17 protein-coding genes are annotated in these 17,210 nt (G+C 65.6%); 8 read left to right on the plus strand and 9 right to left on the minus strand.

The features are described from left to right. Positions 1-53: 53 nt before the first annotated feature. The 4 genes from AB7M16_RS13015 to AB7M16_RS13030 form a co-directional block, all read right to left on the minus strand. Complete coding sequence (locus AB7M16_RS13015) at positions 54-392, minus strand: hypothetical protein (protein ID WP_172788400.1); 339 nt, start codon at positions 390-392, stop codon at positions 54-56. A gap of 173 nt (positions 393-565) precedes the next feature. Then, positions 566-1,084 (minus strand): hypothetical protein, encoded by a 519-nt coding sequence (locus AB7M16_RS13020; protein ID WP_172788464.1) that lies wholly within the window; start codon positions 1,082-1,084, stop codon positions 566-568. Between the two features lie 38 nt (positions 1,085-1,122). After that, positions 1,123-2,670 carry an acetolactate synthase large subunit gene (locus AB7M16_RS13025; RefSeq protein ID WP_172788401.1) on the minus strand — a complete coding sequence of 516 codons (1,548 nt, stop codon included), beginning with the start codon at positions 2,668-2,670 and terminating at the stop codon, positions 1,123-1,125. 46 nt (positions 2,671-2,716) lie between these two features. Next, on the minus strand, positions 2,717-3,025 hold the full coding sequence (locus tag AB7M16_RS13030; RefSeq protein ID WP_212260444.1) for a hypothetical protein: 309 nt from the start codon (positions 3,023-3,025) through the stop codon (positions 2,717-2,719). Here AB7M16_RS13030 and AB7M16_RS13035 point away from each other — a divergent pair. Both AB7M16_RS13035 and AB7M16_RS13040 read left to right on the plus strand, forming a co-directional pair. Then, the gene (locus AB7M16_RS13035) at positions 2,934-3,509 is read left to right on the plus strand and encodes a L,D-transpeptidase (protein ID WP_453944137.1); all 576 of its coding nucleotides are present in this window, start codon (positions 2,934-2,936) and stop codon (positions 3,507-3,509) included. The genes AB7M16_RS13030 and AB7M16_RS13035 overlap by 92 nt on opposite strands. A 240-nt stretch (positions 3,510-3,749) precedes the next feature. Continuing rightward, entirely contained in the window at positions 3,750-4,565 is an 816-nt protein-coding gene (locus AB7M16_RS13040; RefSeq protein ID WP_409241888.1) for a DUF2927 domain-containing protein, read from the plus strand. A gap of 191 nt (positions 4,566-4,756) precedes the next feature. On the opposite strand, the gene AB7M16_RS13045 is transcribed toward AB7M16_RS13040, so the two are convergent. Next, positions 4,757-5,563 (minus strand): class I SAM-dependent methyltransferase, encoded by an 807-nt coding sequence (locus AB7M16_RS13045; RefSeq protein WP_212260427.1) that lies wholly within the window; start codon positions 5,561-5,563, stop codon positions 4,757-4,759. A gap of 93 nt (positions 5,564-5,656) precedes the next feature. Next, entirely contained in the window at positions 5,657-6,784 is a 1,128-nt protein-coding gene (locus AB7M16_RS13050; protein WP_453944138.1) for a threonine synthase, read from the minus strand. Between the two features lie 347 nt (positions 6,785-7,131). Between AB7M16_RS13050 and AB7M16_RS13055 the strand changes: the two genes are divergently transcribed. From AB7M16_RS13055 to AB7M16_RS13070, 4 genes are all read left to right on the plus strand, one after another. Next, positions 7,132-8,388, plus strand: a complete 1,257-nt coding sequence (locus AB7M16_RS13055) for a GTP cyclohydrolase II (RefSeq protein ID WP_172788406.1) — start codon at positions 7,132-7,134, stop codon at positions 8,386-8,388. 5 nt (positions 8,389-8,393) lie between these two features. After that, positions 8,394-9,632 (plus strand): URC4/urg3 family protein, encoded by a 1,239-nt coding sequence (locus AB7M16_RS13060; RefSeq protein ID WP_172788407.1) that lies wholly within the window; start codon positions 8,394-8,396, stop codon positions 9,630-9,632. Between the two features lie 137 nt (positions 9,633-9,769). After that, positions 9,770-10,399: a uracil phosphoribosyltransferase gene (upp, locus tag AB7M16_RS13065; protein ID WP_172788408.1), complete on the plus strand. Its 630-nt coding sequence runs from the start codon at positions 9,770-9,772 to the stop codon at positions 10,397-10,399. A gap of 67 nt (positions 10,400-10,466) precedes the next feature. Continuing rightward, on the plus strand, positions 10,467-10,679 hold the full coding sequence (locus AB7M16_RS13070) for a hypothetical protein (protein WP_172788409.1): 213 nt from the start codon (positions 10,467-10,469) through the stop codon (positions 10,677-10,679). Positions 10,680-10,697: 18 nt separating this feature from the next. On the opposite strand, the gene AB7M16_RS13075 is transcribed toward AB7M16_RS13070, so the two are convergent. Further along, positions 10,698-11,807 (minus strand): M48 family metallopeptidase, encoded by a 1,110-nt coding sequence (locus AB7M16_RS13075; protein WP_453944139.1) that lies wholly within the window; start codon positions 11,805-11,807, stop codon positions 10,698-10,700. 3 nt (positions 11,808-11,810) lie between these two features. Next, entirely contained in the window at positions 11,811-12,956 is a 1,146-nt protein-coding gene (locus tag AB7M16_RS13080; protein ID WP_172788465.1) for a YjgN family protein, read from the minus strand. 393 nt (positions 12,957-13,349) lie between these two features. On the opposite strand from AB7M16_RS13080, the gene AB7M16_RS13085 reads away from it, so the two are divergent. Next, positions 13,350-14,615, plus strand: coding sequence for a cytochrome P450 (locus AB7M16_RS13085; RefSeq protein WP_172788411.1), 1,266 nt, complete (start codon positions 13,350-13,352; stop codon positions 14,613-14,615). Positions 14,616-14,640: 25 nt separating this feature from the next. Then, positions 14,641-15,915 (plus strand): cytochrome P450, encoded by a 1,275-nt coding sequence (locus tag AB7M16_RS13090; protein WP_453944140.1) that lies wholly within the window; start codon positions 14,641-14,643, stop codon positions 15,913-15,915. A 286-nt stretch (positions 15,916-16,201) separates the two neighbouring features. Here AB7M16_RS13090 and AB7M16_RS13095 read toward each other — a convergent pair whose 3' ends face one another. Then, positions 16,202-17,122, minus strand: a complete 921-nt coding sequence (locus AB7M16_RS13095) for a LysR substrate-binding domain-containing protein (protein WP_172788413.1) — start codon at positions 17,120-17,122, stop codon at positions 16,202-16,204. Positions 17,123-17,210 lie beyond the last annotated feature (88 nt).

Raw genomic sequence — 17,210 nt, forward strand, 5'->3', positions numbered from 1 at the left:
GTCGAATGATCGGCGGCACCACGTTCGCTCACGTCGCGCCGCCGTGCGATCCGTTACCGTTTGTCGAACGGAATGTACTGCTGGTACTGCTTGGGCACCGAGCTGCGGTAGCGCGCCGGCACGGTGCCGGTGTCGATCGAATGATCGATCTCCTGCTGCCGGGTCATCTTCTTCTTCGCCGGCTTCTTCGATGCGCTCTTCTTGCCGTCAGTGGGCTGGCTGGACGTGTCGGTGGTCGCGCTCGGCGCTGTCGTCGTCGCAGCCGGCGCAGTGCTTGTCGCGGCAGGCGCGGCGGTTCCGCCCGTGGCGGGAGCGCCCTGCGCCAGTGCGAGCGGCGATTGCACCATGAGCACCAGCGCTGCCGTCGCAGCCAGCAAATATGATTTCTGCATCAGAACCTCCAATATGCCTGATCCGAATGGGCCAGCGTAGGCCTCCGGCATCGACGCGTGCAAGTCCGTAGACAATAGGTCCTATCCCATGCCGGAACTGTGGTGGGGATCACATTACCGGCATGGCCTATCGTCTGACATCGCAGCGCGCGTCACTGCGCCGCCGCGCCCTCCTATGCGCGCGCCCCGAGGCCGGTCTCCTCCAGCCGCGTCGCGAACCAGCGCGACAGTGCCTCGTCGACGGCGCCGGAGACATAGACCTCCGACATCGTCACATGGGGCCTGTCCAGCACCAGCAGCAAGCCGATCCAATAGGGAAACCAGACATGGACGTCGGTCAGCGCCCGCAGCTTGTGCTGATCGTGATCGAGCGGCGTGTGATTGCTCGCCTTGCGAATTTCCACCGCGAGCAGATTGTTCGGGATCTCGCGCTGATGCACGACGACATCGGGGTAGATCGACTTGCCGAGATGGTCGTCGGTCGAGATGATGGTGCCGTGCGGCAGATGCAGCGTGCGTTCGCCGAGCCGGTCGTAATTGCAATCGACCGACCAGCCCGAAAACTGCTTTTCCAGATGCACGGCGAAGCGGTGCGTGACCGCCCGCTCGCCGACATCCTTCTCGAACAGGAAAGCCTCTTGGGCGTAGAAGTCCCGGAGCGCCGCGATCACCTTGTTCAGCTCGGTCTGCATCGTGCCTCCGGGCTCATGGCGCTCTGTCTGTTGCCGCCCTACATCTGAACTTCGATCAGCCGCGGGCCGGGCTCGGCGACGGCTTCCGCCAGCGCCTTGTTGAACTCGTCGGCGTTGGTGACGGCGCGGCCGGGCACGCCCATGCCCTTGGCCAGCGCCACGAAGTCCAGCGTCGGCCGGTCGAGGCGGAGCATGTCGTTGGCGCGCTGGCCGGGCTCGCCGGCGCCGACATTGTCGAACTCGCCGCGCAGGATCTGGTAGATGCGGTTGGCGAACACGATGGTGACGATGTCGAGGTTCTCGCGCGCCTGGGTCCACAGCGACTGGATCGTGTACATCGCGCTGCCGTCGCCGACCATGGTGATGACCTTGCGGTCCGGGCAGGCGATCGCCGCGCCGATCGACAGCGGGGTCGAGAAGCCGATCGAGCCGCCCATGTTCTGCAGCCAGTCGTGCGGGGCGGCCGCCGCCGTCGGCGGGAAGAAGCCGCGGCCGGTGGTGAGGGATTCGTCGACCATGATGGCGTTCTCGGGGATCGCACAGGCAATGGCCTGCGCGATCGAGGCGAAGGTGAGCGCGCCGGTCGGCTTGACCAGCTCCTGCAAAGCCTGCGGCTTGACGTCCCTGGTGCTGGCCTTCACGGCGCCGGCGAGCGCCTCGAGCGCTGCGACCGAATTCTCGCCCCAGGAGGTCATGCGATGCACCTCGCAGCCCTGCGGCTTGAGCATGCTCGGCTTGTTCGGATAGGCGAAGAACGCCACGGGATCGTCGGACTCGACCAGCACGATATGACGGAATTTGGCCAGCATCGGCAGCGCGTTCTCGATCACGTAGTGGATGCGGTCGATCGAGAAACGGCCGCGGCCGCGCGCCATCTTCGGACGGAAGGTCGGGCCCATCACGGTGCAGCCGGTCTTGCCGGCGATGCGCTCGGCCAGCGCGAGGCCATGCTCGCTCAGCGCGCTGCCGGTCATCAGCAGCAGCGTGCCTTCGCCGTCGCCGTGCAGGATTCTTGCGGCCTGCTCGACCGCCTGCGGCGAATAGCTCGCGCGCTGCTGCTCGGCCGGAACCTCGGCAATGCCGTCGGCTTCGTTCCAGGCGGTATCGGCGGGCAGGATCAGGGTCGCGATCTGCGGCGGCGCGCTTTTGGCGGCGGCAATCGCGGCGGCGCCGTCGGCGGCGACCGATTTGGAATCCGGGGAGGTGCGGACCCAGGACGACATCGGCCGGGCCAGGCCTTCGATGTCGGAGGTCAGCGGCGCGTTGTAGCCGATGTGGTAGACGGCGTGCTGGCCGACGATGTTGACGATGCCGGAATTGGCCTTCTTGGCGTTGTGCAGATTGGCAAGGCCGTTGGCGAGGCCGGGACCGAGATGCAGCAGGGTCGAGGCAGGCGTGCCCTTCATGCGGAAATAGCCGTCGGCCGCACCCGTCACCACGCCTTCGAACAGGCCGAGCACGCAGCGCATGCCCGGGACACGGTCGAGCGCCGCGACGAAATGCATCTCGGAGGTGCCGGGATTGGTGAAGCAGACGTCCACCCCGCCCTTGACCATCGTCCGCACCAGGCTTTCCGCACCGTTCATTCTGTCTGCTCCCGCAACCGTCGTTTCCAGTAATCCGTTCGGTCAATCATTGTTCGCGCGGCCCGTCAAAGCAATAGCGGGCATTGCGGCCCTGCCCCGCGTGACGAGGCGCGGATTTGGCTAACGCTTTCCAGCAAATTGGCGCAGTTGCGATTTGGTAACGCCAGTCGTTAACGATGCGACCCTCACGGGCCCGTGGCTTGCGGAACGCGCGCAAATATGGCCTCTGGCTTCGGTTGAATCGTTTTTTTCTGGGGGAAATGATGATCCGGTTTTTTGCCGCACCGATGACCGCAATGGCGCTGTTGCTGGCTGGCGCAGCCGACGCATCCGCGGCGGGGATGATAGACTTCACGGGCACCAGTTCCACCGGCTATCTCGGCCACGGTGCGAGCCCGATTCCCCGCACCACCGTCATGTACAACGGCAATTACGCACCAGGCACGGTCGTGGTGAACACCTCCGAGCGGCGGCTCTACCTGGTGCTCGGGAACGGGCAGGCGCTGCGCTACGGCATCGGCGTCGGCCGCGACGGCTTCCGCTGGGGCGGGGTGCACAAGATCACCGCCAAGAAGGAATGGCCGGACTGGACGCCGCCGTCGCAGATGCTGGCGCGCCGGCCGGACCTGCCGCGCCACATGAAGGGCGGCGTCGAGAATCCGCTCGGCGCCCGCGCCATGTATCTGGGCTCGACGCTGTACCGCATCCACGGCTCCAATGAGCCGGAGACGATCGGTCAGGCCGTCTCCTCGGGCTGCTTCCGCATGACCAACGACGACGTCACCGACCTCTATAGCCGCGTCTCGATCGGCACCACGGTGGTGGTGCTGAACAACTGAAGCGCAATTGCCCGCACGCACGAGGTGCGCTCCCTCTCCCGCTTGCGGGAGAGGGTTGGGGAGAGGGTCTCTCCGCAACGGGACAATCCCCCAGAGGAAAGAACCCTCACCCGCCGCTACGCGGCGACCTCTCCCGCAAGCGGGAGAGGTTGAGGAGGGCCCGACGACGGCCGGAACCCGCAGGGCGCGTGAATTTGCGGTCTTGTGCGCGGGGCGCGAATGCGGCAGCGTCGCAGGACGATGAGCGCATCTGTCCCGCCCTCGCCCGGCCTTCGCTTCGCCCTGCTGGTGCTCGTGACGCTCACCTGTGCGCCTGACACCGCTACCATGGCTGCGGCCGGCGAGCTGCCGGCGATCTCCTCGCGCCAGCGCGCCGAGAAGAAGAGCTTCACCGACGGCGAGATCGTCGACGGCTTCCTGAAGACGGCGTTCGGCGCCGAATACCATCTTGCCGGCCGCGTCGACCGCATCCGCAAGTTCGACGGGCCGGTGCGCGTCTACGCCGAGAGCGACCGCGCCGATCGCAAGACGCAGCTCGCCAAGGTCGTGGCCGACATCGGCAAGCGCGTGCAGCATCTCGACATCGCCATGATCGAGACCAACGAAGCGGCGAACGTGCGCGTGAAGCTGGTGCGCGACCGCGATCTCTTCCGCACCATCTCGAGCTTCTACGGCGCCGAGAAGGCGCGCGAGATCCGCTCCTCGCTCGATCCGCAATGCCTGTCCGGCTTCCGCAAGAACGACAATTTCGAGATCGAGCATTCCGACGTCATCCTCACCGTCGACAACGGCGATTTCACCTTCCTCGACTGCGCCTATGAGGAGCTGCTGCAATCGCTCGGGCCGATCAACGACACCACGAGCGTGCCGTGGACCATGTTCAACGACAACGTCTCGATGGGCTATTTCGACGTCTACGACCAGTACATCCTCAACCTGCTGTACGATCCCCGCATCAAGGCGGGCATGACCGTGGCGGAGGTCAAGGCGGTGCTGCCCGCCGTGCTCAAGGACGTGCGCGCCTGGGTGAAGCGGGTGAATGACCTGAAGGAGTGAAGCGCACTGCCCTCCCCTTGCAAGGGAGGGCAGTCGCATTTGAGAGCTTTTTCCCTGCGGCCATCCTTCGAGACGCCCGCTTTGGGCGGGCTCCTCAGGATGAGGGCGGAGTGCGCGGCAGCAGTGTCAACGAGCACTGACGCTGATTAACCTCATCCTCAGAAGACCTCGCGTTCACCCTCGATCGCGCCTCACGCCTTCTTGGCCTTCGTCATCAGGAACTGCTGGCGCATCACGTTGTTGCCGGCGTCGAAATACTCCGAGATCAACGCCTCGAACTCGGCACGGAAGCTGCTGAGCTTGTCCGGCTCGTCCTTGTACTGGGCGACGAGCTTGATCAACGGCCCGATCGTCGCTTCCATGGTGCGGCGGAAATGCTGCGGGCTGAGCGTGGACGGCGTCATCATGTCCATCTCGAACGAGATTTCCTTCGCCTTCCCCGCGAGACGCTCGGCGACGATTTTCGGATCGCCCCACAACGCCGGTGATGCGACGCCCTCGGGTGGCGGCAGATGGCGGCCGACCAGCGCGAACATGCGGCCGACATAGAGATGCGGCGGCCAGGTGGAGAAGGCGATGGTGCCGCCGGGCTTCAGCACGCGCAGCATCTCGCCGATCGCGACGTCCGGACGCGGCGCGAACATGTGGCCGAACTGGCTGAGCACCACGTCGAACTCGCTGTCGCCATAGGGCAGGCTCTCGGCGTCGCCGTCGACGAAGTCGACATCGAGATTCGCCAGCCCTGCGTGCTCGCGGGCGCGCTCGATCAGAACCGGCGAGAGGTCGAGACCCCTGACCTTCGCACCGCGGCGCGCGGCCGTGATCGCGACAACGCCGGTGCCGCATCCGACGTCGAGCAGCTTTTGGCCGGCGGCAATGCCGGCAAAACCGACCAGCTTGGCCGCGGTCGGAGTCGTGAAAACCTCCATCGGCGTGAACAGCGACCAAGCTTCCTTCTGGATGGCCTTGAAACCTGCAAACGGATCCTGCGCGGTCATGGAACTCTCCCTTTGCGTGAGCTCAACCTTCATGAGGCTGGCGACGCACACCGAAGGTTCAACGCGTTAGCGTGGCTCCGCGGCACAAGGGCTCTATTGCACGAGATCGGCGACAGTGGTCGCGGCTTTCAGGCCCGTGCCGGTGAGAACAGCGACCGTGGTCTCGTTCGCTCTGATGGCCCCGGCAGCCGCGAGCTTGTCCAGGGCCGCAGCTGCGCTGGCGCTGGTCGGCTCGGCGAACAGGCCTTGCCGCGCGAGGCGGCGCAGGGCGGCGACGATCTCGTCCTCGGTGAGCGCGATGGTGCCGCCGCCGCTCTCGCGCAAGGCGGCGACGATCTCGCGCAGGCGCAGGGGAGACTTGATCGCGGTGCCCTCCGCGACGGTCTTGCTCACCTCGCGCGCGACCGGCGTATCGACGCCGGCCTTGAAGCTTGCATCGATCGGCGAGCAGTTGAGCGGCTGCGCCGCGAACAGGCGCGGCAGCTTCGAGATCTGCCCGGCCTTCAACAGCTCGCGGAAGCCGAAGGCGCAACCGAGGAGACTGCTGCCGGCGCCGACGGGAACGATGACGTTGTCGGGCGCGCGGAAGCCGAGATCTTCCCAGATCTCGTAGGCCAGCGACTTGGTGCCTTCGAGGAAGAACGGCTGCCAATTGTGGCTGGCGTAGAAGGTCTGGCTCGACTGGCGGATGGCCTCGGCTTCGGATTCCTCGCGCGGGCCCTCCACGAGTTGCACGCTCGCGCCGTAGGCGCGGACCTGCGCGATCTTCGCCGGCGACGTGGAGGCGGGCGCCAGAATCTTGACGCGCATGCCGCCGGCCGCACCCAAGCCGGCCATCGATGAGCCGCCGTTGCCGGAGGAATCCTCCAGAATGGCGTCGATACCGATCTGCCGCAGGAAGGACAGCATCACCGCCGAGCCGCGATCCTTGAAGCTGCCGGTCGGGTTGAACCATTCGAGCTTGAACAGCGGGCGCAGAGCGCCCCATTCCTGCTGGACCAGCGGCGTGCAACCCTCGCCGAGCGTGATCGGGGTCTTGATCTCGACCGGCAGCGCCGCCCGATAGCGCCAGAGCGACCGCGTCCGGCCATCGATGTCCTGGCGCGAGATGCCCGCCCCCGGCGTCACCAGCAGCGGCGTGCGCTCGTCCGAGCACCAGCGCGGCTGGTCCAGGGGATAGAGCTTTCCGTTGCGGGGATCGATGTAGCTGGCGGCAGGCATGGCAGTCTCCAAGGCAGGGAAAGCGCGGTGCGCCGAACTTGAAGCCCGCCGCACGAAGCAACACCTCCTTGAAAACACGAAAAACAGAACTATTTCAATTCCTTAAACTGGCCTCCCGAGCGCGGCGGCAAGCTCGATGAGGCGCGGCATCGGATGCCGGCACGCCTGACGGCCCTCCCGATGCCCGGAATTTGGCCGCGAGCGGCCCCTGCGCCCTGCCACGATTAACTTGTCTGTCGTCACCGGCCGCTACAATATGTTGGATTGAGCTTGCGCCGCCGGTTCGGCGTCGCAAGCGAGCCAGGCCCGTCCGAGCGGCGGGCCGTTGGCTTTTTGGGAGCCTGGACATGAGCCGTGCCAACCGTACCGACCACATCCGCCTGACCTCCCATCCGGAGCCGGGCAGGAAGGCCGCCTTTCCGATCCATTGGGGCGCCACTGATGCGCGCGCCCGCGGGCCGATCATCGGCACGGTATCGCGCGCCGGAGACCGTAACGTGATCGGTAGCCATGGCGGCTCCTATGCGATGTACCGGGCGCTCGCGGTCTCCGCCGGCGCGCTCGATCCGATTCGAAGGCCCGATCTCACCAACACCTTTCCGGCCGCGACCATCGGCCCGTTCCCGCAATGGAGCGATCCCACGAAAATCGTCGCGCTCGATCCCTGGGGGCACCTGGTCGCCGAGAATTTTCGCAAGGAGATCGCCGAGGGCGCGGACATCCGCCCGAGCATCGCAGTGACGCGGGCGCGGCTCGACCTGCCCGAGATCCGTGAAGCGATCGCCGCAAAGCGGCTCCGCGCCGACGGCGAGGTCGTGCACGCCAATGGCAGCGTCTCGGTGGTGAAGATCGCGATCGATCCGGTGTGGTACCTGCCGGGCCTTGCGGCGCGCTTTGGCACCGGCGAGACCGAACTGCGGCGCACGCTGTTCGAGCAGACTGCCGGCATGTTCCCCGAACTCGTCACGCGATCGGACATGAAGGTGTTCCTGCCGCCGATCGGCGGCACTACGGTCTATCTGTTCGGCGACGTGACAAAACTGCCGGACCATCGCACCAGGATCACCTGCCGCGTGCATGACGAATGCAACGGCTCCGACGTGTTCGGCTCCGACATCTGCACCTGCCGGCCCTATCTGATCCACGGCATTGAGGAATCCGCGCGCGGCGCGCAGGAGGGCGGGCTCGGGCTCGTCATCTACAACCGGAAAGAGGGCCGCGCGCTCGGCGAGGTCACCAAATTCCTGGTCTACAATGCGCGCAAGCGGCAGGAGGACGGCGATGCGGCCGCCGCCTATTTCGAGCGCACCGAGTGCGTGGCCGGCGTCCAGGACGCGCGCTTCCAGCAATTGATGCCGGATACGATCCACTGGCTCGGCCTCAAGCGCATCGACCGTTTCCTGTCGATGAGCGACATGAAATACGATGCGCTGACCTCGCAAGGCATCGACATCGTCGAGCGCGTGCCGATCCCGCTGGAGCTGATTCCGGCCGATGCTCATGTCGAGATCGCCGCGAAGAAAGCTGCCGGCTATTACTCCACCGACATCGCGCCGGAGAAGGACGTCAACGGCGTGGTCGGGCGTTCGCTGGAAAAATACTGATCGCGATGGCGGACGCTTTGGAATCACAGGCGCGCGCACTGCTCACCGCAAAGGCGGTTCGCGCGCGCGCCGGGCAGATACTCGAGCTCGGCCTTGCCGGCGGGCTCACCCATTTCACCGTTGATCTCGACCGCATGGATGGCGTTGCCGATGCCGTGCTCGCGGTGACACGTAAAGCCTATCCGACGCTCGACATTCCGTTCCATGCGCGCTGGCGGCACTTCGTGCTCGGCGGCGTCGACCGCTGGGCCCGGCTTGCCGATGCTGCGTCCTGGCCGGATCGCGCGGCGCGGGCGCGCGCCGAGTTCGACCTCGCCATCGTCAGCGTGCTGCTCGACGCCGGCGCCGGCGCGGCGTGGCGCTATCGCGACGCCGTGACGGGAGCAGAAGTAGGCCGATCGGAAGGGCTTGCGATCGCGAGCCTCGACATGTTCGCGAGCGGGCTGTTTTCGCACGATGCCAGGGCGCCGTTCAGGGCCGATGCGGATGTGCTCGCAAGACTGCCCCTCGCCTCCATCGCCTCCGCCTTTCAGGTGAGCGACGTCAACCCGCTGCTCGGCCTGGAGGGACGCACCGACCTGCTGCGTCGTCTGGGCAAGCAGGTCTCGGAGCGTGCGGACGTGTTCGGCTTGCACGATACGCCGCGGCCGGGCGGGCTGTTCGATCATATCGCGGCGCGGGCGATCGGCGGCACTGTTGCTGCGCCCGCGATCCTGTCCGCGGTGCTGAACCAGCTCGGGCCGATCTGGCCGTCGCGGCTCGAGCTCGCGGGCGTCCCGCTCGGCGATTGCTGGCGCCATCCTGCGATCAAGGCGGACGACGGCACTGCGGGCCTCGTGCCGCTGCACAAACTATCGCAATGGCTGAGCTATTCGCTGATCGAGCCGCTGCAGCGCGCCGGCTTCGAGGTGACCGACATCGACGGCCTGACCGGGCTTGCCGAATATCGCAATGGCGGCCTGTTCGTCGACCATGAGGTGCTGCGCCTGCGCGAAGCCGCGGATGCCGAGCGCGCGCATGCGGTGGACTCGCTGCTCGTCGTGGAGTGGCGCGCGCTGACCGTTGCTCTGCTGGATCGCCTTGCCGAACTGGTTCGCGTCAAGCTCGGCCGTACGTCCGAGACATTGCCGCTCGCCAGCATTCTCGAAGGCGGCACCTGGGCCGCCGGCCGCGCCATCGCCTTTGCACGCCGCCGCGATGGATCGCCGCCGCTCAAGGTGATCAGCGACGGCACGGTGTTTTAGAGAATGGATAGAGATTTTCGACCACGCGCGTCATTGCGAGCGCAGCCAAGCAATCCAGTGTCCGACCGCGGAGGGATCCTGCATTGCTTCGCTGCGCTCGCAACGACGCCTCGGTGAAATTTCAGGAGCATCTCATTATGGAAGGCGTCACGATCGTCGATCATCCGCTGGTGCAGCACAAGCTGACGCTGGTGCGGGACAAGTCCATCTCGACCAAGTCGTTCCGCGAGCTGATCAAGGAGATCGGCATGCTGCTGTGCTACGAGGTGACGCGCGACCTACCGCTCGCCGACACCGTCATCGAGACGCCGCTGGCGACGATGCATTCGGCCAAGATCGCCGGCAAGAAGCTGGTGTTCGTGCCGATGCTGCGCGCTGGCACCACCTTCGTCGACGGCATGATGGACCTGGTGCCGACCGCTCGCGTCGCCCATATCGGCCTCTACCGCGAGCCGCACAGCTTCGCGGCGGTGGAGTATTTCTTCAAATCGCCCTCTGACCTCGGCGAGCGCCTCGCCATCGTGGTGACGCCGGTGGTCGCCACCGCCAACACCGCCGTCGCCGCCATCGACCGGCTGAAGGAGCGCGGCGCCAGGGACATCCGCCTTGCCTGCCTGATCGCAGCTCCTGAAGGGCTCGAGCGGCTGCGCGGATTGCATCCGGACGTGCCGATCTGGACCGCGGCGGTGGATGAAGGGCTCGACGACAACGGGTTCATCCTGCCGGGCCTCGGCGATGCCGGCGACCGCGCCTACGGAACGCGGTAAGCGCTGCGCGCGCTTTAGGAACAGCTTCCATCGCGCGAGGTTCTCCTGCTCTAGCATGGAGAGCACGATGACCTATCAGAATGATGACCGCAGGGCCGACAGAGCGCGCCGCAACAGCCCGGTGGCCTGGGCGATCGGCGCGATCTTCGTGATCGCCGTGGTCGCCGCCGTCTTCTTCTACAACGGACGCGAGGTGGGTCCGCAGGCGACGTCGACCAATCCGAACAACGCGCCGAGCGTCACGACCGGATCGAATCCACCTGCCGCGCCGGCGAAGTGATGCGCTGAGAGCGGGCCCTCACACCTTCCCACTGCCGCAAATGCCCTTCAGCGCCTGCCACTCCTTGTCGGTCAGCAGCGGTGGGCCGCTGACGGGCCGATCCTCCGTCGTCATGCGCGCGAGGCGGTCCTCGGTCAGCGGATGGCTGGCAAGAATCGTGGCGAGCGAGGAGCCGCCTTCCTTGCCGGTGATGCGGAACATCAATTGGGCCGCAGGTTTCGGCGAACGGCCGAGCGCATGCATTGTCTCGATCGCGAAGGTGTCGGCGCCGGTCTCGGCTTCGCGCGAATAGGAGGCCTCGACCAGGCTGCGCGAGGCGAAGATCACGGCCGATGAGCCGGTGATGTCGCCGAACAACAGGCCGATCAGGAACGAGGTGCCGCCGTTATAGATCAGGCCGCGCATGTTGTCGTGATGCTTGAGATGGCCGAGCTCGTGGGCGAGGATGCCGGCAAGCTCGTCGGGATTCTCGGCCTTGTCGAGCAGGCCCTTCAGCACGAACACCTTGCCGCCGGGCAGCGCGAAGGCATTCGGCACCGCGGTCGGCAGCACGCCGGCCGTCATGGTATCGTCGAGGCCGGCCGCATCGCGCAGGCGGTTGACGAGCTTCGTGAAGGCGGCCTTGCCCGCGGGGTCTTCGCAGACGCTGCGGCCGAAAATGGTCTTCATCTGGACCTCGGCGGCATCGCCAATGCGCCGTTCCACGGGCTTGGGCACCAGCGGCGCGAGCCGGTCAGCGGCGAGCGGCACGCCGAACAGGACGACGCAGACGATGGAGACGGCGGCGGCAACCGACCAGCCCACGATCTTGGCGACACCGCGGCGCGTCGTCTGGTGCTCGTCGAGACGCGTGCAGCGGGCGACCACCTCGGCGGCGAGCGCGGCATCGCGGATCTCCAGCCGGGCCAGAGGCGGTGCTGACGTCGCAGCCAGGCGCAGGATTCCAGGGGGACCGTCGGAGCGGCGAATGTCGGCATAGGCCCAGCGAACGGGCGTCGCGCCGTCCTCGGCGATCTCGAGCGCATCGCCGAGGATCAGCGTCACTTGCCGTCTGCGGCTCGAGACGCCGTCGAAGAAGATGGTCGGCTTGGCCGACTGCGCCGGGGTCTCGGCAAACACGTCACTCACAGCTCAGAATCCCGCGACATCGAGTCCGTCGGCAAAGCCTTCGCCGAGCGCGCTGGCAAGCTGACCGCTGCCGCGCACGTCCGCCGCGGTCCCGATGTTGTGCACCTCGACGGTCTCCAGCACCTTGGCCCAGAGATCGCGCTGAAGATAGACGCGCATGACGATGTTGATGGCAAGGGCGAGCGCGAAATAGCCGATCACCATCATCGCCACCATCGGGATGCTCTTCGTCGCATTGTCGCCGGCGAAGATCTCCTCGGCCGGAACGCCGGTCAGCGTGACGACGAGCAAGGCGCTGCCGCCCATATAGGCCGCGAACGCGACCGTGAGCAGCATCCACCAGCCGATCACTTTCCAGTACAGGCCGTAGAAGGCGTCGTGCGGCAGGTTCGAGGACAGGCCGACACCGCCGATCCGGATGCCGTCGAGCCACCAGCGCCATTCGCGCGCCTTGAACTCGGCGTAGAAGAACGGTGCGAGCGGGAAGATGAAGAGTGCGATCGGGCTGAGCAGCCATAGCCACCAGCCGCGCTTGAAGAAGGTCCAGCCGTCGCCTTCGAAGTCGCCGCGGAGATCGCCGTAATGGGTGTGCCGCATCTTGTAGCGTTCGAGCGCAGCCTCGCGCCAGGGCAGCGCCAGGCCGAGCGTCAGGAATACCAGCAAGCCCCACAGCATGGCGCGAAACGCGTAGGCCCAGCCCGAGCCGTCCATCCAGAAGCGGACGCCGCGCCAGACCGTGCGCGTCAGGCGGTAGCGCCGCGCGCGAAAAATCGCGAACTGGCCGAAGGCGTAGAAGGCGATGAACAGCGGCGTCGAGGCGAAGCCTTGCCAGCGCTCGAACTCGATGCCAACGAGAAAATAGGCGAGATAGATCGGCACCAGGATCGCGAGCGCGAACAGGAAGCCGACCAGGAGCTCCCTGGCCCGCCCGGTGTATTCGGCCGCATCACCGTCGATCGCGGTGTGCGTCCACAGATGACGGCGGATGTCGGTGACGAGCCAGAACCGGTAGAAGCCGAAGGTGACCAGCTCCAGCAAGGCACCCTTGGTGACCAGTTTGCGGAACTCGGAGCGATTGCCGGAGAAATCGACCCGCGTCGGCGGCAGCGGCGGGGGTAAGGGTTCGGACCCGATCGGGGTCCATTGCATGTCGTTCACGGCAGCAACCTCGGGATGCGGATCTGTTCCGGTCAAACTATAGATCAGAGGTTAGTCGATCCCCAAGATGGGCGGGTTCGATTCAGCTCGATTCCGGTCGGTTTCTGCCATGCTTCCACGACAAAACGGTGTGCGGGGGATCACGCTCGTCGATGTCCCGTAGCCTGGATGGAGCGACGCGCAATCCAGGACAGCGGCAGCGGCACGATTCCCGGATTTCGCTTGCGCTCCATCCAGGCTACGCGCTTCCATTCGGCCTACGCTCAAGGGTTGGATGTGGCAAAACTCTCCCTTGCCCCGGCGCAGACAACCGGCTGTAATTGCAAATCAAATACCGCAGCGCAGAATTCAACGACGCGCGGTTCATACCCAGGGAGAACGGTCATGCACGGGACCATCGAAAGCGCGGCCAAGCTCGACGCATTGCGCGCGCGCGCAACGTCGCTGCCGCTGGAGCAATTCGATCCGGGCGACCCTGAGTTGTTCAGGACCGATACGTTCTGGCCCTATTTCGATCGGCTGCGCCGGGAAGATCCCGTGCACTATTGCAAGGACTCGATGTTCGGGCCGTACTGGTCGGTGACGCGCTACAACGACATCATGGAGATCGAGACCAACCATGCGGTGTTCTCCTCCGCTTCCTCGCTCGGCGGCATCACCATCCGCGACATCGATCCGGATCTGCGCCGCGAGAGTTTCATTTCGATGGATCCGCCGCGCCATGCAGCCCAGCGCAAGACCGTGGCGCCGATGTTCACGCCGACGCACCTGGACAATCTCGCCATCAACATCCGCAAGCGCTCGGCCGAGTGCCTGGACAATCTGCCCCGCGGCGAGGTGTTCGACTGGGTCGACCGCGTCTCGATCGAGCTCACGACGCAGATGCTGGCGGTGCTGTTCGACTTCCCCTGGGAGGACCGCCGCAAGCTGACGCGCTGGTCGGACGTCGCCACCACGATTCCCGGCCCCGACGGTCTCGTCGCGACCGAGGACGAGCGGCAGGCCGAACTCGCCGAATGCGCCGCCTACTTCTCCCGCCTTTGGAAGGAGCGCATCGAACAGCCGCCGAAGAGCGACCTGCTGTCGATGATGGCGCATGGCACTGCTACGCGCGACATGGATGCAAAGAACTTCCTCGGCAATCTCGTTCTGTTGATCGTCGGCGGCAATGACACCACCCGCAACACCATGTCGGGCTCGCTTCTCGCGCTGAGCCAGCATCCCGACCAATATCGCAAGCTGCGCGAGAACCCTGATCTGCTCGACAGCTTCGTGCCGGAGGTGATCCGCTGGCAGACGCCGCTGGCGCATATGCGCCGCACGGCGCTCTCCGACTTCGAGTTCCGCGGCAAGCAGATCAAGAAGGGTGACAAGGTCGTGATGTGGTACGTCTCGGGCAACCGCGACGAGGAGGCGATCGACAAGCCTTACGAATTCATCATCGATCGCGCGCGCCCACGCACCCACCTGTCCTTCGGCTTCGGCATTCACCGTTGCGTGGGCCTGCGGCTTGCCGAGCTTCAGCTCAAGATTATTTGGGAGGAAATTCTCAAGCGATTCGACCATATTGACGTGGTCGGCGAACCCACGCGGGTCTATTCGAGTTTCGTGAAGGGTATCGAGACGCTGCCGGTGAAGATTGCGGCGTGAGTCGAACGCAACTGGAGCCACGATCATGAACATCCAAGCGCCGGTCAAATCCGACAAGGCCGAACGCGTGCGCAGGGCCCGCGAGGAGGCCTATGCGACGCCGTTGTCGCAGTTCCACCCCGGCGCGCCCCGGTTGTTCCAGGACGATACGCTGTGGCCCTGGTTCGAGCGGCTGCGCAACGAAGAGCCGGTGCATTACTGCACCAATGCGCCGATCGAGCCGTACTGGTCGGTGGTGAAATACAACGACATCATACATGTCGACACCAATCACGGCATCTTCTCATCGGACTCCAAGCTCGGCGGCATCTCGATCCGCGACGTGCCGGAAGGCTACGACTATCCGAGCTTCATCGCGATGGACCAGCCCCGGCATTCGGCGCAGCGCAAGACGGTATCGCCGATGTTCACGCCGACACATCTGGACGAGCTGGCCAAACTCATTCGGCAGCGCTCGCAGACCGTGCTGGACAATCTGCCGCGCAACGAGACCTTCAACTTCGTCGAGCGGGTCTCGATCGAGCTGACCACGCAGATGCTGGCGACCCTGTTCGACTTCCCCTGGGAAGAGCGGCGCAAGCTGACGCGCTGGTCGGACGTCTCGACCGCGCTGCCCAAGAGCGGCATCGTCGCCAGCGCCGAAGAGCGCCGCCGCGAGATGGACGAGTGCTACGCCTACATGTCCAAGCTCTGGAACGAGCGCGTCAACTCGGCGCCGCGCAACGATCTATTGTCGCTGATGGCCCACAACGAGGCCACGCGGCACATGGACCCCGACAACCTCATGGGCAACATCATCCTGCTCATCGTCGGCGGCAACGACACCACGCGCAACACCATGACCGGCTCGGTGCTGGCGCTGAACGAGAATCCCGAACAATACGACAAGCTGCGCGCCAACCCGGAGCTGATCGATTCCATGGTGCCGGAGGTGATCCGCTGGCAGACGCCGCTGGCGCATATGCGGCGCACGGCGCTTGCCGATACCGAGATCGGCGGCAAGCACATCAGGAAGGGCGACCGCGTCGTGATGTGGTACGTCTCCGGCAACCGCGACGAGGAGATGTTCGAGAAGCCGAACGAGTTCATCATCGACCGCCCGCGCCCGCGCACGCACCTGTCCTTCGGCTTCGGCATCCACCGCTGCGTCGGCATGCGCCTTGCCGAGCTGCAGCTACGGATCATCTGGGAGGAGATGCTGAAGCGGTTCGACCGCATCGAGGTGGTCGGCGAGCCGAAGCGGATCTATTCGAGCTTCATCAAGGGATATGAGACGCTGCCGGTGAGGATACCGGGGTAGGCGCCGCTCTGCGGAGTTCTTTGAGGCAAGGCGCCTCTCCAAAACTCCGCTGTCATGCCCCGCGAAGGCGGGGCATCCAGTACGCCGCGGCTTCTCGGTTCAAGCACTGCTGTCTCTGGAATACTGGATTGCCCGCCTTCGCGGGCAATGACACCGAGGGTGGGGCTAGGAGCACGTCGTCCCTAACGCTCGGCTATCACACCTCCCCCAGCTATAAAATTCCGGCATGACAGCTCGCGCCAGATGCGAAGGCAAGTCGGCGCCTGGCTGTTCTACCACACGCCATCTAACTCAACTTGATGTCCCACACGCCGTCCTTGCGGCAGGCGGCGACCTCCTCGCGCAACAGCGCGGTGATGGCGAGCGAGGCCGTCGAGGCCGGGCGGTCGATTGGAGAAGCAAAGATGAGCTCGCGCGTCATCGGCTTGGATACGGGGGCGGTTTCCAGCCGCCCGTCCGCGACCTCGCCGTGGACCGAGGACGGCGGCAGCAGCGCGAAGCCGAGGCCCTCCTCGACCAGGCTGGTCAGCACGCGGAACGAATCCGCCTCCAGCTGGACGTCGAGCTTGATCTTGCGCTGGGCCGCGGCGTGCTCGATCAGCGCGCGGAGGCCGTGGGAATGAGAGGGCAGCACCAGCCGCTGCCGCAGCAGCCAGCCGATGTCGACATTCTTCTTCCGCGCCAGCCCGCAGCCGCGCGGGCCGACCGCGACGATGTTGTCGCGCCCCAGGCTCTGCACGTTGAGATGCAGATCGGCCGAGCGGCCGTAGAGGATGGCGAGGTCCATCTCGCCACGATGCAGCCATTCGACCAGATGGCCGCTGTAGCTTTCGACGATGCGCAGCGAGATGCCGGGAAATTTTTCGACGCAGCGCCGTGCGAAGCGCGCCGACAGCACGCAGCTCACGGTCGGAACGAGGCCGAGCACGACCTGACCCGAGGGCGGCCCCTTGGCCGACTGGATATCGTCGCGGATCTGGTCGATCTGCCGCACGATGCCGGAGGTGCGCGCGAGCAGGAGGCGGCCGGCCTCGGTCAGCACCATGCCGCGGCCGTTGCGCGTGAAGAGTTCAGTGCGCAGCTCGTGTTCCAGCAGCTTGATCTGCCGGGAGAGCGCCGGCTGCGCCACGCGCAAGGTGTCGGAGGCCTTGGACAGGCTGCCGAGCTCCGCCACGCAACTGAAGGTCCTGAGCTGCCGGAAATCCATGCTTGCCAATCCTGGAAGGCTACTCCATACGCTATAACAAATGAGCATAGGGGGCGGGCATTGTTTTCACAACGCCCGTGGGTTGGCC

The organism is Bradyrhizobium sp. USDA 372 (assembly GCF_053629095.1).